The sequence below is a fragment of the Bacillus sp. WMMC1349 genome (assembly GCF_013155385.1).
Classification (GTDB): Bacteria; Bacillota; Bacilli; order Bacillales; family Bacillaceae; genus Bacillus.
Genome location: NZ_JABJUQ010000007.1, coordinates 3,877,355 through 3,899,734 on the forward strand (window position 1 = coordinate 3,877,355; position 22,380 = coordinate 3,899,734).

Sequence of the window (22,380 nt, forward strand, 5' to 3'; positions counted from 1 at the left end):
TTATTTCCTGGTCGTTGTATTAAAATCTTTCAGGATTATCACCTGTTATTTTTTCGTATTCATCATAAGCAAAATCTTTGTAAGTTTGATGAAGCCTTCTAATAGACCATAAACACAGACTTTCCAATTCTTTTATTTTTTGCTCATCATCCTTCAATCCAGAGAGGAATTTTCCTTTCAATTCTTGTCGCATAATATTTTCACCTAGTTTACTCATTCTGCCGCCTCCAATAGCTCAGGATTTCGATATATATCACCTAAAATTGTATTTGTTGCTGTTTCGGAAAACAGGTTGCGCGCTTCTTTTCTTTTCTCGTTAACAATGCACCATGTACCATCAATCATTTTCACTTCGCCTATAAACGGTTCTAGTTCGTCGTACAGTCCAGGTATCTGTTCTTCCTGCAGGATAATGTCGCCCTCGTAAATCTCCCGACCGTTTTTGTCCTTTAATCCGGTGTATTGTCCAATTGATTCCCACTCTACCTGTACATGACCATTATAAGGCGCACTGATATAGGCTAATTTTTCATCATAGTATAAGTCGATACCGCCATAAAACCATTTAATATCGCCATAATCCTCAATCGGTTTACCTCGAAACTTGATCTCTCTCATTTCCTTTACCTCCAATCATTTCACCCTCTGAAGCCTTTTCTCTCTGTTCAAATCATCAAAATTCATTTGATAATCAGCTTCTCGAACAGCTGCAGCAAACGTTTCAATCCCTCTGTCCCAAAGGCCATGACGCTCAATGATCTCGGAAAACTCTTCAACGTCATGATCTCGGATTCCCCAACTGTCGGGATCTTCTGCTGGTCCATACACAGTGCGCCATTGCCGGTTATCGTTCGGATCTGGTTCCTCCCATTCTGTACGGGTAAAGTGGCAAAGTTCATGGTCTACCAATGCAGCGCGTTGCTCCTCTGACATCGTTTTCCATGCTTCATCATTAATGAATACGAAAAGCATGTACTCGGTCATATGGCGTTCAAAGGCAGTACATTTTTTCGCTTTACCAGACCATTTGCTCTTACCTTCTCGGATGTAAAAGCCTATATGTTCCTTTGCATCTTTTAAATGTGGATGATGCTTATCTATTAAACTTTCAGCCAGTTGTCTTACCTCTTGTGATTCTTCAAAACCTACAAATGTCATGATCATTTTCCCCTTTCAATCAATTTCTTTTTGAATATTCGATCTAATTCAGCTAATGACAATTCATACAGCTGCCGTCCGTCAGGTGTTTTAAAGTAACCTAGTTTTAGTAATCTCGCTTTAAGCTCGTCCTTTTTCCTTTCACAATAAAGGACCTTCATTAATTCATTCACACAAGGCCCCCCTTTAATAGCTCCCTTGCCATGTAATGAAAATGGTGATAGATATAGTTTCCGGTCGCACTCGGGTTGATAAAAACAGTTGAGAAATTGTATCGAACTTCAAATGTTTTTAAGCTACCAAGTAATGACTGCGGTTTATACTGTGATCGATATTTTCCGTTTAATATTTTCTGATAACCTTCGATATCCTCCACAAGCAGAGTGAAGGGGTGTTTGGACGCTCGGATCAATTCATTTTCAAACCGAGAACGGTCTTTAATGGATTGGACCAATTCGTCAACACCGTTTTTTCGCTCAATAGCAGCGTTTAAATACATATCACGGTGGATACCATATTCCTGGTTTTTGGGAATCATCGCGGAATAGTCGCCTGTCTTCATCCCTTTGAATTTGATAGATACATCCTTTTTGCGGAGATATTCAAGAACATGCTGGTTCTTTTGCTCTCTTGTATCCACAATGATGATCATGCTGTCGAGAATGTTCTTTAGTTCTGCCTCTGAATAGTTATAATGAATAATCGTCATAGCTTCTTCCCCTTAAAGTAAGACATGGCCCTTTCATAGATTTCTAAAGAGAGCTTGTCCGTTTCTTCATTTTCAAAATTGGCCACAGAGCCTTTTAAATCTCTCCAACCGTTCTCCCAAAATAGAACTAACAGTTTCACGAATTTCAACGCTGATTCATAATCATGATTGAACCAGTCATCTATTTTCGGATTCATCTTTTGATCTACGCCCATATAGTAATGAATGATTTTATCTATCGTCTGTTTGACTTTGTGATCCTGCACTGTATATTCACCTTTTAAATACTGGATGAGTCGTTTCTTGTGCGACTGTACAAATTCCACAAGTTCTGGATAGACGTTTTCTGGGTGCTCGATATAAAGGTCGTCTCCATCCAGGACTAAAGGTGATCCTAAAAAGGAAAGGTCATCACAAATTTGTTTTGGGTGCAAAATTTTCACCTCTTTTAAAAAGGGGTTACTAAAAGGGTTATCGAATTAAAATTTCAGTAACCCACTCAAAACCCAGTCATATCAAGGGTTTAACGCTCTTTTGGGTTACTGGGTTATCGAAGGTTACCTATTTTTCTATTAAAGTCTATATACTTATATATATATATATATTTTATTTTTATTTATTTTTTTCAGTAGATGGAACATAGAAAATTCAGTAACCCTTAGTAACCCCTAAATAATGTAAGTCTTCACAAGCCCTTATATATCAATGGTTAAAGCTTCTCTCTATTGATTGGAGTAACCTTATCTGGGTTACTTTTTGAAGGGAATTCAGTAACCCTTTCAGTAACCCGCCCATCATTATTCTGCAAAAAACTTCCTCCGGCATATTGATTTAATGTCATTCCATGAATATATGTCTTGTTTTTTGCGCCTTTTTGTTTTTTAAATCCTCTAGTTTCAAGTTGACGATAAAACGCTCGGTTCTTCAGTTCAATTTCATCATTTTCAAAACACCAGTCTTTGTAATCTTTATAGAGCTTCTTGGCCTCTACTTTAGCCTTCGAGTGCTGAATACATCTTTCATCAAGGAACGGACCCAGAATGTCCATATCCTCACGATAACCTTCCGTTGCCTTCCTAATGTCTTCTGGCTCTCCCAACCCTTCTTTCTGCCATTTGAGGCAACCTTGGACAGCCCAATGGAGAATTCCGGGCATTTCTGTAGCTAATTTCTGTGGGAGATTCTTATCCACTTTTTCTTTCGGTATCGTCACTGTGAACGGAATCAGCCTGATCCTTCGCCATATCCCCTCATCGCTATTTTTGACAATCGGTTTATGGTTTGTGGTAAAGAAAACTTTAAATTCCGGTGTAAACTCGAAATACTCCTGGCGCAAGAAACGCGCTGACATCTTTTCGCCTCCGGTGATCTGTTTAACCAATGAATCAGACAATTGCTGCCCCTCTTCACTCTCCACAGCCGACACAAACCGGGCACCGTTCAGCCGGGCAATGTCATTATTAATCGTGTTGTCATTTTTCTTTCTTATGAACGTGTCACTGTTCGTCTGCCTTCCGTAATCCCCAAATAGGTGCTGCACAGTGTTAATAAATGTTGACTTACCATTTCGACCGTTACCAAACAGAAAGAACATCACTTGTTCTGTTGTATCTCCAGTCAACGAGTAGCCGATTGCTTTTTGCATAAAATCAATAATTTCATAATTTGGCTGCCCCTGATCATCTATAAAAATACTCTCCATAAATGCCATCCAGTGCGGACATTCGGCATCGGTTTGATAAGCAACAGGAGAAATTTTAGTGAAAAGCAAATCCCGATCATGTGATAGTAGTTCGCCTGTTTTTAAATCAATCACGCCATTTTTGCAGTTAAATAAATACTGATGGGCGTCTAATTCCTGTTTTCTTACTGAAACCATCGGGCGAACATCTAAAATAGTGTTCATTCGAATATTGCGGCGCTCGCACTTCTTAGCCCAATCATTCAACTGTTTTTTTCTGAATTTATCTTCTGTGGACTGAGCCTCACTATATAAAGCACGTAGTGTTTTAGCTGTAATTGCTTCAATTTTTCGTTTGCTGTCTTCTTCCCAGCGTTTTCCGTTCCAGATGAGCCAATCAAGTTCATTGCAGTATCGAATATTTTTCCCATGATAATAGACAACCCGTTCTGCATTTCCAAGCTCAGTTAAATGAAAAGTTGGTGGTGTATCAATAATTTCTTCCGTATCTTCAACCTTTGCTGATTCAGGTTGTGATATATACACCTCATACGGCTGTTCTTGCTGCTGTTCCATCAAGTCAGAAATCGTCGTGTGGGTAGAATTAACGGCTTCGGCAATTGTCATTTCTCCATATGTAGAACCATCAGATGAATGTTGCCTATCCCATTTCTCGCGAAATAATCCTGACTCTCTGAACATAGAATCCATTTTTGAAGCGTCCTTGTCCGTCCAGAAGGCTAAGTGGTTACATAGAGTCATATCTGTTGCAGAGTGATCATTATTGATGAGATGACCGTTAAACAGGTCCTGAATGCTCTTCCCGTTTTTGCTGTTGAACATCCTTTCCCACATCTCCTTATTGGAGAGATTACTCATGTCACTAAATGAGCAAGCCGATGTGTGGACTGATTTCTGTTTTACTTGTTTATCCTTCAAGTACTGATCAAACAGCGTTTTAAGCTCGCCTGTTCGCTCTTCAACAGATTTATTTTCAATACAGTTACCCGTAAAGGTAAAGTAACGCCCGTGACGATACACCTCTAGACCAAGTTCAGGATTTTTCCTGCCTGTGCCTGGTCCTTTTAATGGAATCTTACCTTTCGTGATGATATGAACACCTTTGCCACTTGGTGAATATTCGGTATAGCTACTCATTGCCTGTACAATTTCTTGAGCGAATGGAGACAATACACCGTTTTCCACACAATGATCTATGTCAATCCCTATGAAGGGATCATCTTTTGAAAACATAAAGCCAATTCCGTCATAATCTCGGTCATTATAAAACTTGATGACAGTTGGGAACGTTGACCAAGTTCTTTTATTACTGGATTGCGCCAAGCTGCCGTCAATTTGATAGGGTACTTTTGTTTTCTTGCCGTCACGTTCTTCAGAACGCCATAAAATCCACTGAGGAGCGTTTTTAAGCTCTTGCGGTATATTTTTAAATTCGTACATCTACTAACTCCCCTTTAAAATCGAGGGAGTCAAACACTCCCTCAAATGTGTTTTTTATGATCAAAATGGAACGTCATCATCACTGATGGTAATTGGATCATTGTCTAGTGCTGGCGCTTCTGACGGCTTAAATCCTTTTACTTCTGGGTATTTATTTCCGTTGAATTGTCTTTCTCCAACAACCAGGCGAATAGGCTTGTTTAAGAAAGCTTTTGCCCATTCGATATGATCCTTGAATTCCATTCCATTTGGAAAACCTGCGGCTTTTGATGCTAGATGAAATCTCCACATTGCATTTTCTGTAACGGTGAAATTGTCATAGAGAATCTTTTGTCCCTGACATGGCTGTTCAACATCGGAACGAATTTCATAATCAACGACAATACGATGATTCCCGGATGATGCTGTTTTTTCCTCATAATTAATTACAATTGCTTCATATTCTCCTGGTTTAACTTGTTCGAAACCTTTGCCTTTACTGTGGTCTACTTTAAACATTATTTTTCCTCCTTAGTATTTAAACCTTGTAATCTATCAATTGCGGCTTTTGCCAGCTTAATAGTCCATTGATCAAGTTTTTTGTCTGCTTTGATTTGAAATTCTTCAATCATCTGCGCTGCCTGTTCGCTACCAGCAACAATTGTTTTAATTTCATCAATCAAACGAGTACGTTCAGCTTCTTCTTCTGCCTTCACATCAATGCCAAGCTCAAGCCACTGGTAAAGCTTACGGCCCACTTCCGGATTTATCTTGATAGAAGAGCCTTCAAACATCCGCGTATTATCTTTAGACGTTGCAGCCATATGATCAACGTCGATATTGAAATTAAGCATAAACTCATATTCCATTTCATCTTTCTGAACTGGCTTTGTTCCTACCTTGCGAGGAGCCATTTTGCCGTTATGATCTGGCTCAACTACATACTCCGTTTTTGTCCTCAATGTCGCCAGGATGTGGACATCATTTTGCGTCAAAGTCTTAATAAGTTTGGTTGTTTCTGGCGCAAGCTTGCCCCAATTCTGAAACGAGTTGCCGGACATGCTGCCATGTGTTTCAACTATTCCGCCTTCCCCTTGCCAGTTGTGGGAAAGTGAATCAATCACAACAACTTCAGCACCTGCGTTTTTAATAGCTTCCACAGCCATTTGATAACGTTCTGTTGTGTATGGTGGAGTAAAGTCAATATGTTTAAAACTTCCGATCCGCACGTCTTCAAATTGCAAGTTTGCATATAGTTTGGCTCTACGATGTTCAGTATCAACGACACCGACTTTTGACCACACTTCCTTATCACTTGCCTCAGGGTATGCTTCTCTCATCATGCCGTAAGCAACAAGCAAAGCACCGGCTGTCTTCCCTGACCCACTTGGCCCGATAAAGCCCACAATTGCCTTTTCTTTCTCACGCTGCGCGTCTGTAACTTCAAACATTCTTACACCTCCACTTTAAAGCTGATGACAGCCGGTTCAATTACAACTCCCGGTACAGCCTGTCCATTTTCATCAAGCACTACTTTTTTGCCGTCTACGTCTTTAATAGAAAGAGACTTCTTAAGATCTCCCCATTTGACATCTTCTTTGATAAATTCAGTGAGTCCGGCTTCTTTCACATGATGGAGAAGCTTTTCTTTATCAGCCTGTTTAGGCTGTTCTTTAGTCGCTCGGCTTTTTGATTTCCCGTAAGGTGTGGAAAGAGTTTTTGTTTTCGGGTCCTGTTCAAGCTGTTTGATATGATAAGCACTAACCAAACCTTCAAAAAATGATAGATTATCTTTGATCGGTTTTAGCTCACTGGATTCCCATTCTTCAATACGCTGCCTTTCGGTTGCCGCAAGAGCCTTGATTTCTTTTTCCTGTGTTTTTAATGCAGCTATTTTTCTGAAAGCCCAATTTAGACTATTCATATCCATGATCTCAAACTGTGGATGATCCTGCGACGCTTGGTTGTTATTTGAAATTTCACTTAATTCAAATGCCTGTAGTGGATTCATGTAATCCTCCTGTATTGATTTTGTATTAAACACCATTTAAAATGAGATTGTTAGTTATGTTTTTTTGTCGCCTCTGCCAAGGCGGCTTTTTTATTTATCCTCATCGTCTTGGTCTTTCTCTTTTTCATACTTCAAATATTCCAACGGATAACCGTAACGGTTGATTTCTATAATGATTGGATGCTCGATATTCATTGATACGCCCTCCTAACAGTTGAAACGTCTATCCCTTTACTCAAGAGTTGGGACGCTATTTCATGCAACTGAACAACTTGTTCTGGATGCTCCATCCGTTTAAGATCCTTACAATGGGCAATCATCGACCCTGCTATTTCAATACACCCTTCATAATCTCCGTCCTCAATAGCATCTGGTAACAGTTCAGTGATTAGAAAATCCATTGATTTGATCAGTCTTTCCGCCCTTTCACGATCAGACTTTAGAAATCTATTTAAATTCATGCTTATCCTCCTCTTTGGTATAATGTTCCTATCAGAACGATAGGAGGTGAAAAGTATGACAATTATCGCAAAAACTCTAGATGATTTTTCACACATTGTTAGAAACCATGTACTAAATGGAATTGAACCTGTTCACATTTACTATTCATGTGATTATGAAAATATTGCCCATAATCAAAGAGTTGAACCAGACCGTATATACAAGTACTCTCTTGCCCTTATCTCGCCGATTCAAAATGTATTTCACTGTGAAACTTTTAATCATCACTTGGCTAAAGATATTGGCGAAACAATATTCAATTTCAAAGGAGAATACGGGCTACGGCCACAATTATTTGAAACTCTTGATTTAATTGACGGAAATATTGTTATTTCAAATTACATGGATTTAGTTTAGTAATTTATTAGCGTCCTTTAGGGCGCTTTTTTTATTTTAGTAAGGTGCTATTAATTTCCTGTTTAACAAGCTTTTTAGAATACTCAGCAATTAATTGCTCTGTCTTTGGCTTGTATAAAAATTGATCTAAACAGTGTAGTACCTCCCCGTATGTCTGACAAAAAGACTTGAGTTGTCGAATAAGATCATAAGCTGCGTTCTCTAAAGCTTGTTCGTAATCAGCTGTCTTAACCTTTACTTTCTTCATTTCTGCTCTATATGAATTCATTTTCTTTTCTCCTTTTTTGATATAATTTTCCTGTAAGATAGGGAAAATGATTGTTAGGATTCGGTTTAAATTAATACTTAATATTGTTTTCCTTCAGTCCAACCATGCTCATTAAGAAATCTAATAAGATCATTTATAAACTGTGTATATTTTTCTGTAGAATAATCATTACTGTTAAAAGTCAGTTCAAGATTGAGCTGGCTTTCTTTAGCATCACCCATGGAAAAAGCATTTCTATTTTTTATTTCAAACCCTTTAATCCAGACAGCTGCCCAGGATTTACCTTTTTCTGATGTAACTGGCATTTGATATTTCATATTAGCCATTTATTTTCTCTCCTTTTGTTATTGATTATCTTCCTGAAGTGCAAGAACTATTCTCGCAACATAGTAGATTTGTTCTTCGCTCCATCCTTGTTCGAATGACCAGACCAAAAACTCCCGACAATTCTTTAAAGCAATATCCATGTCTATTCGACTAGAACGATGGCTCATTTTCTTTTCCCCTTTTCCTTTTTTATTTAAGAGACATAATCAACGCAACAATAGAGATAATGACACAAATACTACTGACGATAATCCCAATTAAATGAAACTTGCTGCTGCCCACAAAATCACCTCGTTTCTTTCTAAACTTCTCATATATGCTTCTTCACAAAAGCCTGATAAATCTTCATAAAACGTTCTGCCTCCGTTAATGCAAGCCATTCTTTTGTTTTGATCTTCACCTTATTCACCTCCTTTGAAGTGATCAATCTTAATAACAGATATCATGTTTTATGAAATTTCCTTGCTAGAGTTGTTCAAATTTACACCATATTTAATTGCCATTTCTTTCACCACAGCAAGATAGATTTCAGTTAAACGGGAATCATCTGCAATGACATCCATCTTATTGACTTTGTCTATTCTCGACTTTGCAACACCTTCAAGCGCCATCTTGCCTTTTTTGTTAGTAAGTCTTACAGATAGTTTTGCATTCGCACGCTCTTCAAGGGCTTCATAGCTTTCATTGCGAACGTCTTGATAAGCTTGGAATCCTCCACGAGCTTGAGCAATTTTATTAATAAGATTGTTTACTTTCTTTCTCCATTCTGTGGGATTAAGACTGAGAATTTCCGTTATTCTATCCTGGTTTTTCTCTGTTTCTATCAATCTAGTTTCTACAACAGTTAACCGGCGCTCTTGTTCTACCATTTGATTAACTGTACATTGCAAGGCTTCAAGTTGAGTTTTTGGTTGCTGCTGATTCTGGATGTATTCTTTCATTCGTTTGAACTCTTTAATAAATTTGATTTTGGTTTGAACAGCTTCTTTCGTGTTGTAACTGAACACAACTAATGTGAAGGCTTCTTCGGTCAGGTCGTATTTTGGGTAAGTGCGACCTCTTTCGTTGGTGTAAGTTGACTCCCCAAAATTGGGGACTGAAAATTCTTCACCAGCTAACAGCATTTGATTTTCAATATCCCTTAAAACATGATCATGTCGTTTACCAAACATATCAGCGATTATCAAACTGTCTGTGACAGCATTATTTTCTTTAATAAAAACTAATTCTTTTGTCATTCAACTTACCTCCTGAAAATTTCATCGAAATGTTTTTCTAAAAACGTCTGTCCACGCAATTGTTTTACCATTCGTCCATGATTTCTTTCATAACGACCAAACTCTGTTCATAAAACCAGTAACGTTTCCCCTTCTCTTTTCTTCTCTCAAGAAGCCTCATTCGTGGATCATGCAAAAACTCATTTTCCAAAAATGACTTGCTCATACATGTTCTTTTGGACATCTGGTCAAGATCCCAAGTAAAAAATGTATTATTAATCGTTTCATCTAGTTTTTGATTGATGTAACTTCTTATTTCAGATTGATTCACGTCAATATTGACTTCTGCAATCGGCAAATTATGAAACCTCCTTCATCTCAAGGATTTTGATAATTTTTTCTCTGACTTTCTTGCCTTGTCTTTTACCGAGTAAAATGTCGGAAAGATAAGGCCCTGAAATGTTTAGCATTTCGGCTAAGTCTTTCTGTTGCATGTCATTTAAAATGAGCCAAGTCTTAACCTTTTTGCCGAAATCCAATTCCATAGAAATAACCTCCTTTAACTTTTTTGCTAATTATTTAGCTTCTTGTTGACTACAAAATAGGATATATGCTAATATCTAAACATAGCGAATAAACCTACATTTATAGCCTTTTACGTTGGGGAACGTTGTCTTAGGCTTTGTTTTGTAGTGCTCTAAAAGCTGAATAAGTAGCTTATGAACATAGTTTAATAAACAATATGCTAATTGTCAACTTAAAAATAGCATAAAGTTTAATCTTTTCATAAGCTTAATTAAGGATGGTTGATATGACAATAGTTGAAAGGATTAAAAAGTTGGCAAAAGAGCATAAAATATCTTTGGCAGAACTTGAAAGAAAGACAAAATTATCAAATGGAACAATTAGAAGATGGGATGAGAAAACTCCAGGCATTGATAAAATCCAAAAAGTAGCAGACTACTTCCACATTTCTGTGGACTACCTTCTTGGCAGAACAGAAAAGGAAACTTTTGAGCCAGATCTTACTGCTAAAGATGAAAGAGATATTCAAAAAGAGTTAAAGAAAATTATTGAAGGATTAGAGGGTAACAATGGTTACGCTGCTTTTGATGGCAATACGATTGATGATATGGATGAAGAAGATAGAGAGTTGCTAATTGCAAGCTTAGAGAATTCTTTACGTCTTGCCAAAAGAATTGCAAAACAAAAATACACTCCGAAAAAATATCGTAAGTAGGTGCCTTTTGTGGAGTACATTGTAACTAAGATTAAGGAACTAACCAAAAAATTTAAAACAAATGATCCATTTAAAATAGCAAAAGCATTAGGAATTGAGATTGTTTATGAGGATTTAGGAAACACCCTAGGTTATTACAGCAAACATTTTAGAGTTAAGGTCATTCACATTAATGAGAATTTGGATGAATATAAAAGAGAATTTGCTTGCCACCATGAATTAGGCCATGCCATTTTTCACCCTGATGCCAATACACCTTTTTTAAAGAAAAATACACTATTTTCGACTGACCGAATTGAATTAGAGGCTAATTTTTTCGCTATAAATATGCTGTTTATAAACTTTGAAGGTTGTGTCACTGTAAAAGAAGCAATTGAAAAGTACGGAATTCCTAAACAGTTAGTTTTGTCTAACATGGTGAAAAAATTTTAACCTCGAATTCGAACGTATGTACTAACTTGAAGGAGGTGATGTCACCACTATCAGTCATTCCCCTTTTTTAAAGCGTCTGTCCACGCAAGAAAGGGAAGATGATAAATGAAATTATTTAAATCAAAAAAAGATAAAGACTTATATTATTATTTCAACGCAAAAAATGAAAAACGTTGGTGCTATAGATACCGTTATTATGATGCACTTGGTAAGAGAAGAGAAAAAAACAAACAGGGGTTTAAATCAGAAAACGAAGCCTATAGGGCTTTACTTGAAGTAAAGACTACTACTTTAAATGGTGAAGTTAAACAGGTTGAAAACTCAAATATAACAGTTTCCGAATGGCTTGATATTTGGTATGAGACTCATAAAAATGAGTGGAAAATTTCCTCTCAAAAACAACGTGAAAATGCAATAAAACAACAAATGAAACCGTTACTTGGTAAATACAAATTATCAAAGTTAGATAAGGCAACATATAAAAGAGTCTATATTAATGAACTTTTAGAAAAATATGAGCCAAGTACAGTACAACTGTTTCATAGGCTTTTTAAAATTGCTATAAACGCAGCTGTTGACAATGAAATACTTCCCAGAAATCGCTTTAACAAAATAACGATTCCTGAGAAGAAAGTTAAAGAAAATTTTTTAACTGCTGATGAATTGAAAAAGTTTCTTTTAGCTGCAAAAGAACTTGAAAACATAACTAATTATACTTTAATTTTGCTGTTAGCACACACTGGATTGCGAAGAGGTGAGGCACTTGGTTTAACTTGGGGAAACCTTAATCTTGAAGATAAAACCATAACTGTCGAGCGTACTCGTGATGAGAAAGGTGTAAGAACTCCAAAAACAAAAAATAGTTATCGAACAATTCTAATTGATGAAGCACTATTGAATCAATTAAAAGCGTACCATGCTTGGTGTAAAGAAATTTTGTTCTCTTTTGGCTTTGGTTTTTCAGACTCAAATTACATTTTTATCTCTTACAAAACAGGTAAGCCCCTTGCTCAAAACATTATTAAATATGGCATTGATCGAATCGTACAAAAAACGAAGTGTAAGAAAATTACGGCTCATGGTCTGCGACATACTCACGCTACAATTTTGCTTAGTCAGCGAATACCTATTAAAGTGATTGCTGATCGGTTGGGAAATACCCCACAAATGATATTGGATATTTACGGACATACTTTTAAAGACTTAGAGGAAGAATCCGTTCAAGCTTTTGAGTATGCTATGACTTCAACTGGGGGAGGTTTTGGGGGAGGTTTTTAAATAGTCCTCTCAACCCCTTTAAATACTGGGGTTATTTCGTTATTGACTTCTAACTCTCATAGAAGCCGGGGCCGTTTGCAACATATTTAAATTTAACAGATAGGAATTGAAATGTCTATCACTTTTTGTTCCAATAACGACCTTTTTTGAAACGATAAATGCCATCAATACCGAGATGATTCATACTTTGGTATAATCATTCTAAAGTGATTCTCATGGAGATGATACAAGTGATTTTCGGATATGTACGTCCCTTTAGCCAAGATCAAGATTTGCGCCTACAGTTAAACGACCTTAAGAAGTATGGGTGCGAGAACATTTTCAGAGAACACACGAATTCTCCGAAAAATAGACCAGCATTAGATAACATGTTTCGTGCCGTTAAAAGCGGTGATTCAGTAATCGTATACAAATTGTACAGTATTGCCGATTCAACCAGACATTTAATTGACATTGTCCAATTCTTAGAAAAGGAAAACGTTTTCTTTCTATCGATATTAGATCAAATCGATACCTCCACTAGTGAAGGGAAAATCTTCTTTAAAATGATGGAAAAGGTCAACATATTTCAGCATGACATTTTAAGTGAAAGTACAAAAGCTGGAATTTATGAAGCTAAGCTGAAGGGGAAAACTGGAGGTCGTCCAAGAAAGCCGGATGAAAATGTGAGACGCGCATTGGCCATGTACCAAAGCAAAGAGTATAACATTGCACAAATCACAAAAGCCACCGGGATTAGTAAAACAACTTTATATCGTTATTTAGATCATTAAACAAAAAGAACAAGATCCATATTGGTTTCTTGTTCTTTCTTTTTTTAGCTTATTCTCCAGATACGTATGGAAGTAAAGCCATTTGACGAGAGCGTTTAATTGCAACAGTCAATTTACGTTGGTATTTCGCGCTTGTACCTGTAACACGACGTGGCAAAATTTTACCGCGCTCTGAGATAAACTTTCTAAGAAGATCTACATCTTTGTAGTCGATATGCGTAATTCCGTTAGAAGTGAAATAACACACTTTACGGCGTTTCGCACGACCGCCTCTGCGTCCTCCTGCCATTGTTATCTCCCTCCTTTCTTTTCAATTTTTAAAGTTCGTCCATTATCCTTTAAAATGGCAGATCATCATCTGAAATATCAATCGGTTTTCCATCATTTGCGAATGGATCATCATTAAAGCTATTGCCTTGATTGCGATTCTGATTATTTTGATTGCCACCGTATGGATTCGGATCATTTTGTCCGCCGCCAAAGTATTGGCCTCTCTGGTCTCCGCTGTAACCGCCGGAACCGGAGCCACCGCCTTTTGGCTCAAGGAATTGAACACTTTCAGCTTGAACTTCCGTTACAAATACACGCTGTCCTTGCTGGTTTTCATAGTTCCTCGTTTGCAAACGTCCATCAACACCCGCAAGGCTACCTTTTTTAAGGAAATTGGCTACATTTTCAGCTTGTCTTCTCCATGTGACACAGTTGATAAAATCTGCTTCCCGTTCCCCTTGCTGATTCGTAAATGTACGATTAACAGCAAGCGTAAAGGTAGCAACAGCTGCCCCATTGGGAGTATAACGAAGCTCTGGGTCCTTTGTCAGTCTGCCGACTAAAACAACTCGGTTAAGCATATTGAGAGACCATCCTTTTGCTTAGAATATATATTTCAACCTGTTTATTCTTCTTCTTTAACTACAATGTGACGAATGATGTCATCACTGATTTTAGCCAAACGGTCAAATTCTTGAACAGCCTCAGAACCTGACTGAATGTTTACGATTTGGTAAAATCCGTCGCGGAAATCGTTGATTTCATAAGCAAGACGGCGTTTTCCCCAATCTTTTGTTTCAGTGATCTCCGCACCGTTTGTTGTTAAAATGTTGTTAAACCGTTCAACAACAGCCTTTTTAGACTCTTCATCAACATCTGGACGGATGATGTACATAACTTCATACTTTCTCATTTCGATTTGCACCTCCTTTTGGACTAGCGGCCCATTCATGGGCAAGGAGCAATAATTCTATTACTCACAATTTTATATTATATCAAAGCTCTTTTTCGTTTTCAACTATGTTATACATTGAAACGGAAATGAATGACATCTCCATCTTTCACAACATATTCTTTTCCTTCAAGACGGACTTTTCCTGCTTCTTTTGCCGCTGTCATACTTCCCGCTTCAAGTAAATCGGCATATGCAACTGTTTCCGCTCTAATAAATCCGCGTTCAAAGTCCGTATGAATGATCCCAGCACACTCCGGGGCCTTCATTCCTTTTTTGAATGTCCAAGCTCTAACTTCCTGTTCACCGGCTGTAAAATAAGTGGCCAGTCCCAGCAATGAATATGAGGCTTTAATTAATTGATCAAGCCCTGATTCTTCAATTCCCAGTTCTTCAAGAAACATCGCTTTTTCTTCACCATCAAGTTCGGCTATTTCTGATTCAATCTTCGCGCAAACAACGATTACCTCAGCATTTTCATTATTAGCAAATTCTCTAACACTCTGAACGTATTCATTATCTGAAGCATCTGCAACTTCATCTTCACTGACATTTGCCACATATAATACAGGTTTAGTGGTTAACAAATGGAGCTGCTTTAGTACTTTGTGCTGCTCTTCTGTAAATTCAACAGAGCGTGCCGGCTTTTCTTGTTCGAATGCTTCCTTTAGCTTTGTCAAAATTTCAAATTCAAAGACAGCCTCTTTATCTTTTTGTTTGGCCATCTTTCCAACTCGACCAATCCGTTTTTCAACAGTTTCCAAATCTGCGAGGATCAGCTCAAGATTAATCGTCTCAATATCAGAGATGGGATCAACTTTTCCGGAGACATGTGTTATGTTATCATCCGCAAAACAACGGACAACATGACATATCGCATCCACTTGACGGATATGGGACAAAAATTTATTCCCTAGCCCTTCCCCTTTAGACGCTCCTTTTACGATACCGGCAATATCGGTAAACTCGAAAGCTGTAGGAACTGTTTTCTTGGGGTTAACAAGTTCTGTTAATTTTTGAAGCCGTTGATCAGGTACCTCCACAATTCCGACGTTTGGATCTATCGTACAAAACGGGTAGTTAGCCGATTCCGCTCCAGCCTGTGTAATCGCATTAAATAAGGTTGATTTTCCGACATTAGGTAAACCAACAATCCCAGCAGTTAAAGCCATTCTTTCATCTCCTAATCATTAAACATCCTTGTATGTTCATCTTTTATTCAGCCTGCAACAATTATAAGAATGATTACTGTAAAAGACAAGCTGACAAAACTTGTTTTTCAATCACTAATCCTTTTGGAAAATCCTCTTTTACTTACAGTGTGATGCAATTATCAAAAAAAGCACGATCATCCGTAAACATTAAGAATCGGATTCCTCATGCTTGACTAAAATCTTTTTCATCTTTCTTTCAAATTCTTTACGGGGAATCATAACACTATGTGAACAACCTTCACACTTAATCCGAATATCCATCCCCAGCCGAATTACTTTCCAGCGATTTGTACCACATGGATGCGGCTTTTTCATTTCAACTACATCATTCAGATCAAATTCTTTATTCGCCAACATTGTTCACCTCTTTTGTTTATTCATTTTTTTCTTATTGTACAAAAAACGACAGGAAAAGAACAATTTCTATTTAAATAATAGCGCACTATTATTTCCATTTAATCAGTATTGGGTAAAGCAAAATATTAACTAATAAATACAGATTGAGCAAACCATAAATCGGATATAAAAATGCAATTAAATTTGAAAAACCAAATGATGTAAACGGCAACATCATCGAAAGGAGGAGGATTACAGTGATCCACCTCGGCCATTTCACTAATGTCAGGAAACGACTTGAAAGTCCAAGTATATTTGAAATTGTTGTTGTATATATAGCTGTACAAAGCAATGCTGACATCAATATAAATATAGGAAAAGATGCTCCTTCTAAAACTGCAAATAACGGTATTTCATACTTTGAAAGTTTATCTGCTAACTCTACAAGTGTTTCATTGTATATAAATGAAATGATGCCAAAAACCACCCCGCTTAAAACACTGGCGATCCTGACCTCACCGATTCCGTTAAGTTCTTTACCGACCGCAGATAAAACGGCTACAACAGACAGAATGTTAAGGGATGCAAATGTGATGCCTGCTGGCCAATTATCTAACTGACCTCCATTTAAAGGCCATGACTGATGGGTTTGTTGAAAAGATATTAATGCATACAGCAATCCTATTACTAAGAGTGGAATTAAACAGCTGTTGACAGATAATATGCTATTAAGTCCCCGAAAAAAAAGTAATACCGTACATAAAGATAATAAAAGGACTCCGGTCCAAAATGGGATATCAAATATTTGCAATGTCACTCCACCCCCGGCAATCATCACGATTGTCGTAGTAAATAAATAGAGAATAATTAACAAATCATATACTTTCGCAAGCTTTGGACCGACCAACTTTTCTAGTACAGGCAGAAAATGTTCTGTTTTTTCTTCAAAACTAATTTTCATCACTATATAAGTTGATAAGCTAAATATAATCGTGAATAAAAGGATAGCCAGTCCACTTCCCGCGCCAAAAAACTGTCTAATCTCTTGACCGGATGCATATCCTGCACCTATTAAGCTTCCTAAAATGAGAAGCAACCACTTCATCCCGGCTCTCCACACGATCTCTCACCCCAACTCTTCATTTTTAAGCTTGTTCTACTCTACTGCTACTATATTATTCTTCCTTAACTAACATTCATAAAATCGTCCCTCCTCAAAAAAAAGATATATCAAAATAATTTATTTGATATTCAAAAAGCATTTTAAAAATCTAAGATCAAGACATCAAAACTTTGTGACAAATGAGGCTTGCTCCATCTAAGCTTGTTTCCAAGTGATGAAGCATAAAAAAAGCGGCTGGTGGATATAATGTAAACAACCATTCATATTCAAAAAATATGACGCTAGACATTGCTGTTACTATGATAATAAGGATGTGGGAACCCTATGAATCGAAAAGGCCGGCTGTTTTCTCAAGAACCAATGAGTGAGTATGTTTCTCATTCAGATCCATTAGCTGTCAAACAGATCGGAAAAGCCATTTCCGTTTATTTAAAAGAGGCCGCAGATCGTCCAATTGTTGTTGTTTGTATTGGAACTGACCGTTCCACAGGTGATTCTCTAGGTCCTCTCGTTGGAATGAAACTTGCCGCCAAACAACTGAAAGGCATTGATATATATGGAACGCTCGCCGATCCGGTTCATGCTGTCAACTTGAGTGAGAAGCTTGAAAACATTCATATGAGACATCAGCATCCTTTTATCATTGCAATCGATGCCTGTCTTGGACGGACAAAAAGTGTTGGATCTTTTCAAATCGGAAAGGGACCATTAAAGCCTGGAGCAGGCGTTCGGAAGGACTTACCGGAAGTTGGTCATGTACACATTAATGGAATTGTAAATGTAAGTGGATTTATGGAGTATTTTGTATTACAAAACACTCGGTTAAACCTTGTCATGAGCATGGCAACTGTACTTTCTGAAGGTTTAGCACATCTTGAAAAAACAGCAGGTATGGTATCAATATCCAATTCAAAACACAAAGGAAAGACTGCAACAAAAAAACCATCTTAAATTGGATGGTTTTCGAGAATGATTATGATTTTTCTTCAGACAAAAGATCAAGAATTCGGTTCAAATCTTCATTGGAATAGAATTCTATTTCAATCCGTCCCTTTTTCTTTTGCTTTTTTATGGTCACTGGTGTTCCAAAGTAGTTTCGCAAATAGGACTCTCGTTCTTTCATCAGCGCATCTTTTATTTGTTGAGGTTTCTTTGTTTCACGTGAAACATTGCTGTTCATTTCTTGAATCAACTTTTCTAATTGGCGGACATTTAATTGCTCAGTAACAACTTTTTGAACCAATAGTTCAAGTTTCTTCTTGTTTTTCAGTCCCAATAATGTTCGTCCATGTCCCATTGATAAAGTGCCATTATCTATTAAATCCTGAACTTTTGTTGGCAGTGTTAATAGTCTTAAATGATTAGCAATATGGGGTCTGCTTTTCCCAAGTCTTTTAGCCAATTGTTCTTGTGTCAGATCAAGATGTTTTAATAATGATTCATACGCTTTTGCTTCTTCAAGTGGTGACAAGTCTTCTCTTTGAAGATTTTCTAATAAAGCAATCTCCATCATCAAAGATTCTGACAGCTCTCGCACGATTGCGGGAATGGTTTTTAAACCAGCTTGTTCTGCAGCTCGATAACGTCGTTCTCCAGCTACAATTTCATAATCCTTGATTGACTTTCTGACAATAATCGGCTGCAATACACCATGCTGCAAAATGGATTCCTTTAAATCTTGCAATGATTGATCATCAAAAACCTTTCTCGGTTGATAAGGATTGGGTCGTAATTGTTGCAACTTAATTTCTTCAACCGTTTCTTCTGACAAATCAACGTTTGAGAACAAAGCATTAATCCCTTTTCCCAGACCTTTAGGCATGCGCAGCCACTTCCTTTGCTAAATCTAAATATACTTCCGCACCTCGGGAACGTGGATCATATAAAATAATTGGTTTTCCATGGCTTGGTGCTTCACTTAACCTGATATTTCTTGGAATGACTGTTTGATATACTTTATCACGGAAATATTTTTTTACTTCTTCAATGACCTGAATACCTAAGTTTGTTCTTGCATCAAGCATGGTTAATAATACACCGTCAATCGTAAGATCTGTATTTAAATGTTTTTGGACAAGACGGACTGAATTCAACAGCTGGCTTAATCCTTCCAAAGCGTAATACTCACATTGAACGGGTATGACCACAGAATCTGCAGCTGTCAGTGCATTTATGGTTAGCAACCCGAGTGAGGGAGGACAGTCAATGATCATATAATCATAATTTTGTTTTACAGATTCCAACGCCCGTTTCAATCTGACTTCACGGGAAATAGTTGGAACCAGCTCGATTTCAGCTCCCGCAAGCTGAATTGTCGCTGGAATGACATCTAAGTTTTCAACTGAAGTTGGTTTGATAATATCTTTCACATCTGCATCATCAACTAATATATCGTACACACATTGATCGACATCAGCTTTTTCTATACCAATTCCGCTTGTTGCGTTTCCTTGAGGGTCTATATCGACTAGCAAAACCCTTTTCCCAATATAAGCTAAACAAGCGCCCAGGTTTACAGAGGTTGTTGTTTTACCAACGCCTCCCTTTTGGTTTGTGATTGCAATAATTTTTCCCATCATGTCACCTACTTTCACATTGAACAAGTTTCTCTCATTTCTCTATTTTATCAAAAAAAGAATCAATCGTTTGCTTTTTTTGAATTTTTGTTTTTATAAACCGAGCATAATAAAAAGCATAATACGATTTTTGTTAATCGAGAAAAACTTTAATACTATATTGTAATAATAAAAACCCTGGAACTTAGTTTTTGTTCCAGGGGATCTGTGGTTATGAATCAATTGACGGCATTTTTAAAGTAGTCATTGCAATTCGGTTCCATGCATTAATCGTAATGGCTGCCATAATAAGTTCAGCTGTTTCAGTTTCGCTAAAAAATTGTCGTACCTTTTGATAAACATCATCTGGCAGTCCTTGATCAGCTATACATGTAATGGCTTCAGTCATGGCCAAAACTGCTCGTTCTTCCTCTGTGTAAAAAGGGGCTTCCCGCCATGCATTCAAAGCATATAATCGCTGCTCTGTCTCACCATTTTTCCGTGCATCCTTCGTATGCATATTGAGGCAGAATGCACAACCATTTAATTGTGAAGCACGTACTTTAATCAGTTCCTTTAAAATTGGATCAATACTTGAAGATCTTTGCGCTTTTTCTAGTTCCAACATCCCTGCGTAGCCTTGTGGGTTCACTTTTTCCATTAAAAATCTAGTTTTCAAACGAATTCCTCCTTTTTTCAATTCATTTATATAACAAAGGAGGACCATGATTTGTGACATTTAAATTTTTATTTGTTTTAGTTTATCTGGATTAGAAACCATGTAAATATGTTTGATGAAATCAAGTTTTTGATCCCATGCAAAGCATATGGCATAAATCGGTTGGTTGGTTCGTTTGATGAGCACGCCCCTTCCCCCATTAATATCCACAACCTGAAAATGACCGGAAAGGCTTCCTTTTGAGGTGATTCCGTTGAAGAAGGCATAAATACGTTTTCGTCCATAGATCGGTTTTATCGCACTTCGTACTTTTCCGCCCCCATCAGCATATAATATCGCTTCTTTAGCTAACCTGTCGGCAAATTCAGCAAAATCGCCGGTTTTTGTTGAATGGATAAATAATTCTGCCAATCGTTGTTCATTGATGCGATCAGTTGTTAGGGAAAATTCTCCTTTTAGTTTATTTTTAATTCGGCTGTGAATTTTTCGGCAATTGACATCGGATTTCTGCAATATGAATGAAATTTCTTTATAGCTGTAGTTAAACACTTCTCTGAACATGAATATTGCTCTTTCAATAGGATTCAACCGGCTCATTAGAACCATAAAAGCGTAAGAAATCATTTCAGCTTTAATGATTGAATCTGCCGGGTTCTGTTCGATTTGCTTACATTCAGGTTCTGGTAGCCACTCTCCAACATAAATCTCGCGTTTTTTCCTAGCTGATTGCAAAAAATTTATACAGCGGTTTGTCACAGCTTTCGTCAAATAGGATTGAATATGGTTAATTTGTCTGATATTTTTTACCTGAAGGTCTGCAAATAACTCCTGAACAATATCTTCTGCGTCCTGTAAAGAGCCGACCATTTGATAAGCGATTGAATAAAGTAGTGACCAATACTTTTGATACTCTTCCATAACATCTCCTCTCTTCAAAAAAATAAAAGCTCCGCTGAGAGCTTTTTATTTCTTGGGGATTCGGATAGTCAACTGAATGTATTCTTCAAATTCTGCTTCTTCCGTTTTCAGTTTAACTCCGCTGTCTTCCACCATTGATAAGGACTGGCGTATGGTATTCATCGCAATTCTTGTGTCCCTGCTGTATGCTTTTCGCTTTGGTTTAGGTTTTCGTTTATCTTGTTCGAGCAGTTTGACTACACGGTCTTCGGTTTGTTTGACATTTAAATGTTTTTCTATCACTTCATTTAACAGTGTAACCTGCACTTCTGGTTGTTTTAATGGGATAAGTGCTCTTGCGTGACGCTCGGATATATCTTTTTTCAAGATCGCTTCCTGTACCTCTTCCGGCAGCTTAAGCAATCTGAGTTTATTGGCAATTGTTGATTGGCCTTTACCAAGCCTTTGTGCCAGAGCTTCTTGGGTTAAATCGTGGAGCTCTAGCAGTCTTGCATATGCATATGCTTCCTCAATCGAAGATAATTCTTCCCTTTGGAGGTTTTCGATTAAAGCGACAGAAGCTGTCTCTGTATCTGAAAAATCTTTAATGATAGCGGGTATCTTCTCCCAATTCAATGTTTGGACTGCCCGCCAACGCCGCTCCCCTGCAATCAATTCAAATTGACCTTCTTGATCGGTTTTTCTGACAACAATCGGTTGAATGATGCCATGTGTATGAATGGTTGCGGCTAATTCTTGAATTTTTTCTTCAGAGAAAATGGTGCGCGGCTGAAAACGGTTCGGAATAATATCGCCTACTGCAATGTCTTGAATTTTTTCTTTATCAGTATCATGTTCAGCAACCTCTGCTTCTTCTTTTTCACCGATTCCAAAGAGACGAGAGAATGAATGCTTCATGTACCTACACCACCTTTACACACTGCCATTTTTATAATTCTATT

The 22,380-nt window shown here is 37.4% G+C and carries 34 protein-coding genes; 6 read left to right on the forward strand and 28 right to left on the reverse strand.

Translation table 11 applies throughout. The features are described 5' to 3' along the window. Nucleotides 1–19: 19 nt before the first annotated feature. The 11 genes from HOO54_RS22115 to HOO54_RS22165 all read right to left on the reverse strand — a co-directional run bounded on the left by HOO54_RS22115 (nt 20) and on the right by HOO54_RS22165 (nt 7,460). A complete protein-coding gene (locus HOO54_RS22115) occupies nt 20–217 on the reverse strand; it encodes a hypothetical protein (RefSeq protein WP_172299060.1) in 198 nt (65 codons plus the stop codon). Then, complete coding sequence (locus HOO54_RS22120; protein WP_172299062.1) at nt 214–618, reverse strand: YopX family protein; 405 nt, start codon at nt 616–618, stop codon at nt 214–216. The genes HOO54_RS22115 and HOO54_RS22120 overlap by 4 nt, the downstream gene beginning before the upstream one ends. A gap of 15 nt (nt 619–633) precedes the next feature. Then, a complete protein-coding gene (locus HOO54_RS22125) occupies nt 634–1,158 on the reverse strand; it encodes a putative metallopeptidase (RefSeq protein ID WP_172299064.1) in 525 nt (174 codons plus the stop codon). 2 nt (nt 1,159–1,160) lie between these two features. Next, nucleotides 1,161–1,331 carry a Fur-regulated basic protein FbpA gene (gene fbpA / locus HOO54_RS22130; RefSeq protein WP_172299066.1) on the reverse strand — a complete coding sequence of 57 codons (171 nt, stop codon included), beginning with the start codon at nt 1,329–1,331 and terminating at the stop codon, nt 1,161–1,163. After that, nucleotides 1,328–1,867, reverse strand: a complete 540-nt coding sequence (locus HOO54_RS22135; RefSeq protein WP_172299068.1) for an ERCC4 domain-containing protein — start codon at nt 1,865–1,867, stop codon at nt 1,328–1,330. The genes fbpA and HOO54_RS22135 overlap by 4 nt, the downstream gene beginning before the upstream one ends. Then, the gene (locus HOO54_RS22140) at nt 1,864–2,301 is read right to left on the reverse strand and encodes a hypothetical protein (RefSeq protein ID WP_172299070.1); all 438 of its coding nucleotides are present in this window, start codon (nt 2,299–2,301) and stop codon (nt 1,864–1,866) included. The genes HOO54_RS22135 and HOO54_RS22140 overlap by 4 nt, the downstream gene beginning before the upstream one ends. A gap of 275 nt (nt 2,302–2,576) precedes the next feature. Next, nucleotides 2,577–5,009, reverse strand: a complete 2,433-nt coding sequence (locus HOO54_RS22145) for a phage/plasmid primase, P4 family (RefSeq protein ID WP_172299072.1) — start codon at nt 5,007–5,009, stop codon at nt 2,577–2,579. Nucleotides 5,010–5,069: 60 nt separating this feature from the next. Next, nucleotides 5,070–5,507 carry a DUF669 domain-containing protein gene (locus tag HOO54_RS22150; protein WP_172299074.1) on the reverse strand — a complete coding sequence of 146 codons (438 nt, stop codon included), beginning with the start codon at nt 5,505–5,507 and terminating at the stop codon, nt 5,070–5,072. Continuing rightward, the gene (locus tag HOO54_RS22155; protein ID WP_172299076.1) at nt 5,507–6,439 is read right to left on the reverse strand and encodes an AAA family ATPase; all 933 of its coding nucleotides are present in this window, start codon (nt 6,437–6,439) and stop codon (nt 5,507–5,509) included. The genes HOO54_RS22150 and HOO54_RS22155 overlap by 1 nt, the downstream gene beginning before the upstream one ends. A gap of 2 nt (nt 6,440–6,441) precedes the next feature. Further along, nucleotides 6,442–6,999, reverse strand: coding sequence for a host-nuclease inhibitor Gam family protein (locus tag HOO54_RS22160; protein WP_172299078.1), 558 nt, complete (start codon nt 6,997–6,999; stop codon nt 6,442–6,444). 191 nt (nt 7,000–7,190) lie between these two features. After that, the gene (locus HOO54_RS22165) at nt 7,191–7,460 is read right to left on the reverse strand and encodes a YqaH family protein (protein ID WP_172299080.1); all 270 of its coding nucleotides are present in this window, start codon (nt 7,458–7,460) and stop codon (nt 7,191–7,193) included. A gap of 55 nt (nt 7,461–7,515) precedes the next feature. Between HOO54_RS22165 and HOO54_RS22170 the strand changes: the two genes are divergently transcribed. Then, nucleotides 7,516–7,857 carry a hypothetical protein gene (locus HOO54_RS22170; protein ID WP_172299082.1) on the forward strand — a complete coding sequence of 114 codons (342 nt, stop codon included), beginning with the start codon at nt 7,516–7,518 and terminating at the stop codon, nt 7,855–7,857. Nucleotides 7,858–7,888: 31 nt separating this feature from the next. Here HOO54_RS22170 and HOO54_RS22175 read toward each other — a convergent pair whose 3' ends face one another. The 6 genes from HOO54_RS22175 to HOO54_RS22200 all read right to left on the reverse strand — a co-directional run bounded on the left by HOO54_RS22175 (nt 7,889) and on the right by HOO54_RS22200 (nt 10,214). Beyond that, a complete protein-coding gene (locus HOO54_RS22175) occupies nt 7,889–8,125 on the reverse strand; it encodes a hypothetical protein (protein WP_172299084.1) in 237 nt (78 codons plus the stop codon). A gap of 77 nt (nt 8,126–8,202) precedes the next feature. Beyond that, nucleotides 8,203–8,451: a hypothetical protein gene (locus HOO54_RS22180; protein ID WP_172299086.1), complete on the reverse strand. Its 249-nt coding sequence runs from the start codon at nt 8,449–8,451 to the stop codon at nt 8,203–8,205. Nucleotides 8,452–8,469: 18 nt separating this feature from the next. Continuing rightward, nucleotides 8,470–8,619: a hypothetical protein gene (locus tag HOO54_RS22185; protein WP_172299088.1), complete on the reverse strand. Its 150-nt coding sequence runs from the start codon at nt 8,617–8,619 to the stop codon at nt 8,470–8,472. A 282-nt stretch (nt 8,620–8,901) separates the two neighbouring features. Next, entirely contained in the window at nt 8,902–9,690 is a 789-nt protein-coding gene (locus tag HOO54_RS22190) for a Rha family transcriptional regulator (RefSeq protein WP_172299090.1), read from the reverse strand. Nucleotides 9,691–9,754: 64 nt separating this feature from the next. Then, nucleotides 9,755–10,027 carry a hypothetical protein gene (locus HOO54_RS22195; RefSeq protein WP_172299092.1) on the reverse strand — a complete coding sequence of 91 codons (273 nt, stop codon included), beginning with the start codon at nt 10,025–10,027 and terminating at the stop codon, nt 9,755–9,757. A 1-nt stretch (nt 10,028) separates the two neighbouring features. Beyond that, on the reverse strand, nt 10,029–10,214 hold the full coding sequence (locus HOO54_RS22200; protein WP_172299094.1) for a helix-turn-helix domain-containing protein: 186 nt from the start codon (nt 10,212–10,214) through the stop codon (nt 10,029–10,031). A 266-nt stretch (nt 10,215–10,480) separates the two neighbouring features. On the opposite strand from HOO54_RS22200, the gene HOO54_RS22205 reads away from it, so the two are divergent. The 4 genes from HOO54_RS22205 to HOO54_RS22220 all read left to right on the forward strand — a co-directional run bounded on the left by HOO54_RS22205 (nt 10,481) and on the right by HOO54_RS22220 (nt 13,392). Then, nucleotides 10,481–10,909: a helix-turn-helix domain-containing protein gene (locus HOO54_RS22205; RefSeq protein ID WP_172299096.1), complete on the forward strand. Its 429-nt coding sequence runs from the start codon at nt 10,481–10,483 to the stop codon at nt 10,907–10,909. A gap of 9 nt (nt 10,910–10,918) precedes the next feature. Beyond that, on the forward strand, nt 10,919–11,341 hold the full coding sequence (locus HOO54_RS22210; RefSeq protein WP_172299098.1) for an ImmA/IrrE family metallo-endopeptidase: 423 nt from the start codon (nt 10,919–10,921) through the stop codon (nt 11,339–11,341). Nucleotides 11,342–11,446: 105 nt separating this feature from the next. Continuing rightward, on the forward strand, nt 11,447–12,619 hold the full coding sequence (locus HOO54_RS22215) for a tyrosine-type recombinase/integrase (RefSeq protein WP_172299100.1): 1,173 nt from the start codon (nt 11,447–11,449) through the stop codon (nt 12,617–12,619). Between the two features lie 215 nt (nt 12,620–12,834). After that, complete coding sequence (locus HOO54_RS22220) at nt 12,835–13,392, forward strand: recombinase family protein (protein WP_253907734.1); 558 nt, start codon at nt 12,835–12,837, stop codon at nt 13,390–13,392. Nucleotides 13,393–13,441: 49 nt separating this feature from the next. On the opposite strand, the gene rpsR is transcribed toward HOO54_RS22220, so the two are convergent. The 6 genes from rpsR to HOO54_RS22250 form a co-directional block, all read right to left on the reverse strand. Further along, complete coding sequence (gene rpsR, locus HOO54_RS22225; protein WP_172299102.1) at nt 13,442–13,681, reverse strand: 30S ribosomal protein S18; 240 nt, start codon at nt 13,679–13,681, stop codon at nt 13,442–13,444. A gap of 49 nt (nt 13,682–13,730) precedes the next feature. Beyond that, complete coding sequence (ssbA, locus tag HOO54_RS22230) at nt 13,731–14,243, reverse strand: single-stranded DNA-binding protein SsbA (protein WP_172299104.1); 513 nt, start codon at nt 14,241–14,243, stop codon at nt 13,731–13,733. Nucleotides 14,244–14,287: 44 nt separating this feature from the next. Next, nucleotides 14,288–14,575: a 30S ribosomal protein S6 gene (gene rpsF, locus HOO54_RS22235; protein WP_172299106.1), complete on the reverse strand. Its 288-nt coding sequence runs from the start codon at nt 14,573–14,575 to the stop codon at nt 14,288–14,290. Between the two features lie 110 nt (nt 14,576–14,685). Then, complete coding sequence (gene ychF / locus HOO54_RS22240; RefSeq protein ID WP_172299108.1) at nt 14,686–15,786, reverse strand: redox-regulated ATPase YchF; 1,101 nt, start codon at nt 15,784–15,786, stop codon at nt 14,686–14,688. Nucleotides 15,787–15,975: 189 nt separating this feature from the next. Continuing rightward, nucleotides 15,976–16,182, reverse strand: a complete 207-nt coding sequence (locus HOO54_RS22245; protein ID WP_172299770.1) for a DUF951 domain-containing protein — start codon at nt 16,180–16,182, stop codon at nt 15,976–15,978. Between the two features lie 91 nt (nt 16,183–16,273). Next, nucleotides 16,274–17,284 (reverse strand): YkvI family membrane protein, encoded by a 1,011-nt coding sequence (locus HOO54_RS22250; protein ID WP_172299110.1) that lies wholly within the window; start codon nt 17,282–17,284, stop codon nt 16,274–16,276. Between the two features lie 327 nt (nt 17,285–17,611). Here HOO54_RS22250 and yyaC point away from each other — a divergent pair, with 327 nt between their 5' ends. Continuing rightward, nucleotides 17,612–18,238 carry a spore protease YyaC gene (yyaC, locus tag HOO54_RS22255; protein ID WP_172299112.1) on the forward strand — a complete coding sequence of 209 codons (627 nt, stop codon included), beginning with the start codon at nt 17,612–17,614 and terminating at the stop codon, nt 18,236–18,238. A 22-nt stretch (nt 18,239–18,260) separates the two neighbouring features. Here yyaC and HOO54_RS22260 read toward each other — a convergent pair whose 3' ends face one another. From HOO54_RS22260 to noc, 5 genes are all read right to left on the reverse strand, one after another. After that, nucleotides 18,261–19,109: a ParB/RepB/Spo0J family partition protein gene (locus HOO54_RS22260; protein WP_172299114.1), complete on the reverse strand. Its 849-nt coding sequence runs from the start codon at nt 19,107–19,109 to the stop codon at nt 18,261–18,263. Next, nucleotides 19,102–19,863 carry a sporulation initiation inhibitor protein Soj gene (gene soj, locus HOO54_RS22265; protein WP_172299116.1) on the reverse strand — a complete coding sequence of 254 codons (762 nt, stop codon included), beginning with the start codon at nt 19,861–19,863 and terminating at the stop codon, nt 19,102–19,104. The genes HOO54_RS22260 and soj overlap by 8 nt, the downstream gene beginning before the upstream one ends. A 211-nt stretch (nt 19,864–20,074) precedes the next feature. Continuing rightward, entirely contained in the window at nt 20,075–20,521 is a 447-nt protein-coding gene (locus HOO54_RS22270) for a carboxymuconolactone decarboxylase family protein (protein ID WP_172299118.1), read from the reverse strand. 60 nt (nt 20,522–20,581) lie between these two features. Further along, nucleotides 20,582–21,439, reverse strand: a complete 858-nt coding sequence (locus HOO54_RS22275) for an RNA polymerase sigma-70 factor (protein ID WP_172299120.1) — start codon at nt 21,437–21,439, stop codon at nt 20,582–20,584. A gap of 45 nt (nt 21,440–21,484) precedes the next feature. Next, entirely contained in the window at nt 21,485–22,336 is an 852-nt protein-coding gene (noc, locus tag HOO54_RS22280) for a nucleoid occlusion protein (RefSeq protein ID WP_172299122.1), read from the reverse strand. Nucleotides 22,337–22,380 lie beyond the last annotated feature (44 nt).